This is a genomic window from Pseudonocardia sp. GCM10023141 (assembly GCF_042653605.1).
In genome coordinates this window covers 62,311-68,310 of record NZ_JBHSIR010000029.1, presented here as the reverse complement: position 1 = coordinate 68,310, position 6,000 = coordinate 62,311, and the positions used below count along the sequence as shown (strand labels likewise).

The 6,000-nt window shown below is 71.5% G+C and carries 4 protein-coding genes; all 4 read left to right on the top strand.

All coding sequences use genetic code 11. The features are described from left to right. Positions 1–96 precede the first annotated feature (96 nt). The 4 genes from ACFPFQ_RS17820 (at position 97) to ACFPFQ_RS17805 (ending at position 5,917) form a co-directional block, all read left to right on the top strand. Positions 97–558: a PPOX class F420-dependent oxidoreductase gene (locus ACFPFQ_RS17820; RefSeq protein ID WP_379620136.1), complete on the top strand. Its 462-nt coding sequence runs from the start codon at positions 97–99 to the stop codon at positions 556–558. 130 nt (positions 559–688) lie between these two features. Continuing rightward, a complete protein-coding gene (glgX, locus tag ACFPFQ_RS17815; RefSeq protein ID WP_379620134.1) occupies positions 689–2,863 on the top strand; it encodes a glycogen debranching protein GlgX in 2,175 nt (724 codons plus the stop codon). Beyond that, on the top strand, positions 2,860–5,154 hold the full coding sequence (gene treY, locus ACFPFQ_RS17810; RefSeq protein ID WP_379620132.1) for a malto-oligosyltrehalose synthase: 2,295 nt from the start codon (positions 2,860–2,862) through the stop codon (positions 5,152–5,154). The genes glgX and treY overlap by 4 nt, the downstream gene beginning before the upstream one ends. Before the next feature lie 103 nt (positions 5,155–5,257). After that, positions 5,258–5,917, top strand: a complete 660-nt coding sequence (locus ACFPFQ_RS17805; protein ID WP_379620130.1) for a hypothetical protein — start codon at positions 5,258–5,260, stop codon at positions 5,915–5,917. Positions 5,918–6,000: the final 83 nt, after the last annotated feature.

Below are 6,000 nucleotides of genomic sequence, written 5' to 3'. Positions count from 1 at the left end.
ACCGCCAGCGACGCCCGCACCAAACTCCGACACCTCTACCCCGAATCTTAGAAGCGACGCTCTACTAGCCCGGGCCGCCGACTAACGTGCATGGCTATGGCCCGAACCATCGCCACCAACACCACCGTCGACCGCGACGCGCTCACCGAGTTCCTGAGCACCCGCCACCACATGATCCTCCTCACGACCCGCCGGGACGGCAGCTCGCAGGGCTCCCCCGTCACCGCGGGCGTCGACGCCGAGGGCCGGGTGGTGATCTCCACCTATCCCGGCCGGGCGAAGGCCAACAACGTCGCGCGTCAGGGCACGGCGTCGGTCATCGTGCTGTCGGAGGACTTCAACGGACCCTGGGTGCAGGTCGACGGCGACGCCGAGCTGATCACGCTCCCCGATGCCGTCGAACCGCTCGTCGACTACTTCCGCTCGATCTCCGGGGAGCACCCCGACTGGGACGAGTACCGCGCGGCGATGACCACGCAGGGCAAGGCCCTGATCCGGATCACCCCCACCCGGTGGGGACCCGTCGCCACCGGCGGGTTCCCGGCGCACCTGGCCTGACCACGCGCCGCATCCGGCGGACTGTCGGGGTGCCCCGGTAACCTCACCCCGACAACGTGACAGATCGGGTACTCACGGCCGCCGGACTCCCTCCGGTTGCCGCGCCCACAAGACTGAAGGCGGGGCGCACATGCGGCCGTGGCCGGGCCACGCCTATCCCCTCGGGGCCACCTACGACGGATCGGGCACCAACTTCGCGATCTTCTCGGAGGTCGCCACCAAGGTCGAGTTGTGCCTGTTCGACGACGACGGCACCGAGCACCGCGAATCACTCACGGAGGTCGACGGGTTCGTCTGGCACGGGTACCTGCCCACCGTCGAGCCCGGGCAGCGCTACGGCTACCGGGTGGAGGGCGGCTTCGACGCCGCCACCGGGCAGCGGTGCAACCCCGCCAAGCTGCTGATCGATCCCTACGCCAAGGCGCTCGACGGCCCGGTGGAGTGGGACGAGGCGGTGTTCGGCTACCCCTTCGGCGATCCGGACGGCCGCAGCGACACCGACTCGGCCGCGTACGTCCCGAAGTCGGTGGTGGTCAACCCGTACTTCGACTGGGGTTCCGACCGCGCCCCCCGCATCCCCTACCACGAGACCGTGATCTACGAGGCCCACGTCAAGGGCCTCACGATCGCGCACCCCGACATCCCGGAGCCGCTGCGCGGTACCTACACCGGCCTCGCGCACCCGGTGATGATCGATCACTTCCGGCAGCTGGGTGTCACGGCCGTCGAGCTCATGCCCGTGCACGAGTTCCTCAACGACCACCACCTGCAGGAGAAGGGCCTCTCCAACTACTGGGGCTACAACACCGTCGCGTTCCTGGCTCCCCACCACGCGTACGCCATGCCCAACAGCCGCCCTGGCAACCAGGTGCAGGAGTTCAAGGCGATGGTGCGCGATCTGCACGACGCCGGCATCGAGGTGATCCTCGACGTGGTCTACAACCACACGGCAGAGGGCAACCAGATGGGCCCGACGCTGTCGATGCGGGGCATCGACAACGCCGCGTACTACCGGCTGGTCGAGGACGACCCGCAGTACTACATGGATTACACGGGCACCGGCAACTCGCTCAACGTCCGCAACCCCCACACCCTGCAGCTGATCATGGACTCGCTGCGGTACTGGGTCACCGAGATGCACGTCGACGGGTTCCGCTTCGATCTGGCGTCCACGCTGGCGCGGGAGTTCTACGACGTCGACCGGCTGAGCGTGTTCTTCGACCTCGTGCAGCAGGATCCCGTGATCAGCCAGGCCAAGCTCATCGCCGAGCCGTGGGACGTCGGCCCCGGCGGGTACCAGGTGGGCAACTTCCCACCGCTGTGGACCGAGTGGAACGGCAAGTACCGCGACACGGTCCGCGACTTCTGGCGCGGCGAGCCGGGCACGCTCGGTGAGTTCGCCTCGCGCATCACCGGCAGCTCCGACCTCTACCAGGACGACGGCCGCCGCCCGTTCGCTTCCATCAACTTCGTCACGGCCCACGACGGGTTCACCCTCGCCGATCTCGTCTCCTACAACGACAAGCACAACGAGGCCAACGGCGAGGGCAACAACGACGGCGAGAGCCACAACCGCTCCTGGAACTGCGGTGTCGAAGGTGTCACCGACGACGCCGCGGTGCTCGAGCTGCGGGCCCGGCAGCAGCGCAACTTCATCACCACCCTGCTGCTGAGCCAGGGCGTGCCGATGCTGCTGCACGGCGATGAGCTGGGCCGCACGCAGCAGGGCAACAACAACGTCTACTGCCAGGACAGCGAGATCGCCTGGGTGGACTGGTCGCTGGCGCAGAAGAACGTCGGGCTGATCGGGTTCACCGCAGGTGTCACGGCGCTGCGCCACGCCCACCCGGTGTTCCGCCGCCGCCGCTTCTTCGCGGGCCGTCCGATCGCCCGGCCCCGGCGCCGGGGCGACGGCGCTCCGGAGCTGCCCGACATCGCCTGGTTCCAGCCCTCCGGCGAGGAGATGACGGAGCAGGACTGGGATTCCGGCTTCGGCAAGTGCGTAGTGGCGTTCCTCAACGGCGACGGCATCACCGAGCCCGACAACCGCGGCGATCGCGTCACCGACGACTCGTTCCTGCTGTGCCTCAACGCCCACTACGAGGACATCGACGTCACGCTGCCCGGCACCGAGTACGGCACGACGTGGGCGGTGGTGATCGATTCCGCCGCGGGCGTGGTCACCACGCTCTCGTCGGCGCCCGGCGTGGTGGCGGCCGATCCGCCCACCGTCGCCGGTGGCTCGGTGTTCACCGCGCCCGCCCGTTCGGTGCTGGTGCTGCAGCGGCTGGAGCCGGGCGCGTGAGCGGCGGCCCCTCCTCCACCTACCGCATCCAGTTCTCGAAGGACACCACCTTCGCCGATGCGCAGGGCCTGCTGGAGTACCTCGACGCGCTCGGCGTCGGGGCGCTCTACGCGTCGCCGCTGCTCGAGTCGGGCGCCGGGTCCAACCACGGCTACGACGTGGTCGACCCCACCCGCGTCTCCGCGGAGCGCGGAGGCGACACGGGCCGCCGCGCGCTGGTGGCCGCGCTGCGCGAGCGCGGGCTCGGGATCGTCGTCGACATCGTGCCCAACCACGTGGGCGTCGACGTGCCGAAGGTCAACCCGTGGTGGTGGGACGTCCTGAAGAACGGCCCGTCGTCGGTCTACGCCGGCTACTTCGACATCGACTGGGCCATCGGGCCGATCCTGCTCCCCGTCCTCGACGCCGACGAGGAGAAGGCGCTCTCGGAGCTGTCGCTGTCCGACGACGGCACCGAGCTGCGCTACTACGAGCACGCCGCCCCGGTGGCGCCCGGCACTGCAGGGGGAACGGCGCAGGAGGTGCACGAGCGCCAGCACTACCGCTTCGGGTCCTGGAAGCGCGGCGCCGCCGAGCTCACCTACCGGCGTTTCTTCGACGTCTCCACGCTCGCCGCCGTGCGCGTCGAGCTGCCCGAGGTGTTCGAGGCCACCCACCGCGAGATCCTGCGCTGGGTGGATGCGGGCGAGGTCGACGGCATCCGCGTCGACCACCCGGACGGCCTGTCGGATCCCGGCGGCTACCTGCGCAGGCTGCGGGCCGCGATCGGCCCCGACCGCTGGCTGCTCGTGGAGAAGATCCTCGGCCCCGGTGAGGAGCTGCCGGCGTCCTGGCCGGTCGACGGCACGTCGGGCTACGAGGCGCTCACCGACATCCAGGGCGTGTTCGTCGATCCGGCGGGCGCCGGCCTGCTCACCCAGCTGGCCGCCGAGCACACGGGCGGCAAGCAGGCGCTGCACACCGCCGAGCACGCGGCCCGGCGCGAGATGACCGACACGATACTGGCCGCCGAGGTGCGCCGGATCGCCCGCGTCGCGCAGGCTCCCTTCGACGCCGTCGCCGAGCTGCTCTGCGGGTTCCCCGTCTACCGCTCGTACCTGCCGGAGGGCCGCGCGGCGCTCGACACCGCGGTCGCGGTGGCGCGCAGCCACCGCCCCGACCTCGCCGTGGCGATCGCGGGGCTCCACGCCGCGATGCTCGCCGATCCGCACGGCGAGCTGGCCACCCGCGTGCAGCAGACGTCGGGCATGGTGATGGCGAAGGGCGTGGAGGACACCACGTTCTACCGCTGGAACCGGATGGTCGCGCTCAACGAGGTGGGCGGCGACCCGTCGCGGTTCGGCATCGGCGTCGAGCAGTTCCACGCCGCGCTTGCCGCGCGGCAGGCGAGCCGGCCCGCCACCATGACCACGCTGTCCACCCACGACACCAAGCGCTCCGAGGACGTCCGGGCGCGGCTGGCCGTGCTCGCCGAGATCCCCGGCGAGTGGGCCGCAGTGTTGCGCCGCTGGTCGGCGGCCCACCCGCTGCCGGAGCGGTCGCTGGAGCTGCTGGCATGGCAGAACCTCGTCGGCGCCTGGCCGATCTCCGCCGAGCGGTTCGCGGCCTACCTGGGCAAGGCGTCGAAGGAGGCCAAGCTCGTCACCAGCCACGTCGACGCCGTGCCCGAGATCGACGCCGCGATCGCCGCCTGGCCAGCCGCCGTGCTGGCCGACGCCGAGCTGGTGGCCGAGATCGAGGCGTTCGTCGCCCGCATCAGCTACCCGGGCTGGTCCAACTCGCTCGGCCAGAAGCTGCTGCAGCTCGCCGGGCCGGGCATTCCCGACGTCTACCAGGGCACCGAGCTGTTCGAGTACTCGCTCGTCGACCCCGACAACCGCCGCCCCGTCGACTGGGCGCGGCGCAAGGAGCTGCTCGCGCGGATCGACGAGTCGCCGCTGCCACCGATCGACGCCACCGGCGCGGCGAAGCTGCTGGTCACCGCCAACGCGCTGCGCCTGCGCCGCTACCGCCCCGAGGTGTTCCGCGGCTACCGGGCGCTCACCGCCGACGGCCCGGCCGCCGCGCACGCGGTGGCGTTCGCGCGCTCGGCGTCGCTGGTGGCGGTGGCCACCCGCCTGCCCATCGGGCTGGCCGCCGGTGGCGGCTGGGCCGACACGGTGCTCCCGCTGCCCGACGGCGCCGCCGACTGGCACGACGTCATCACCGGGGCAGCCGTCAACGGCACCGCCCCGCGGCTGGCCGAACTGCTGCGCCACTACCCCGTCGCGCTGCTGGTGCGGCCGGCCTGAGGGTCGGGTCGGTATCCGTGACTCCACATCCGTAACTCCACGCTGTCACGGGTGGCGCCCCCGCCGGTAGCGTCGCCCGCGGAACCGGCCCGTTGGGGGAACGATGACCACACCACGATCGGGGTTCACCCGGTGGCTCGTGAACGGCGGCTGGTACCTGCCGGTCGTTGTCGCGTCGCTGGGCCTGCTCAGCTTCGTCCCGTTCCTGGACGCCGCCTACCGGACCCGGCGCCCGATCCGGTGGGTCTGGGCGGGGGTCTACGGTGCCGCCGACGTCGCGCTGGTGGTCCTGGCCGGCAACCAGGTCCCCCTCGGGGTCTTCGCCGTGCTCCCGCTGTTCGTGGGAGCCGTGCACTCCGTCGTGCTCCACCGCAGCCTCTATGCCGGATCCCTCGGGCCGGTGCCCCGACATCCGAAACCCGCGCCCGACCCCGCCGTCGCCGCGGTCCTCGCCGCCAGGACGCGGCGCGAGGACGCGCGCGCCCTCGCCGCCGCCGACCCGCGGATGGCGCGGGAGTTGCACATCGGTCGCCCCGATCTGTCGCGCACCTACGACGACGGCGGACTCGTCGACCTCAACAGCGCCCCGGCCGAGGTGATCGCGCAGGCGTGCGACATCGACCTCGACGCCGCCACGCTGATCGCCGAGACCCGGGCCGCCGGGCTGACGTTCGCCACCGTCGATGACGTCTTCGCGTTCGCCGACATCCCCTTCGAGCTGTGGGACCGGATCCGCGACCGCGGCGTGGTGATCGCGCCGTAGCGGGGGCCGGGTCCCTGCGCGAGTCGGGACAGATGGCCCGCGAGTCGGGACGGACGGCCCCCGGCCCGGCGATTTCGCCGTTC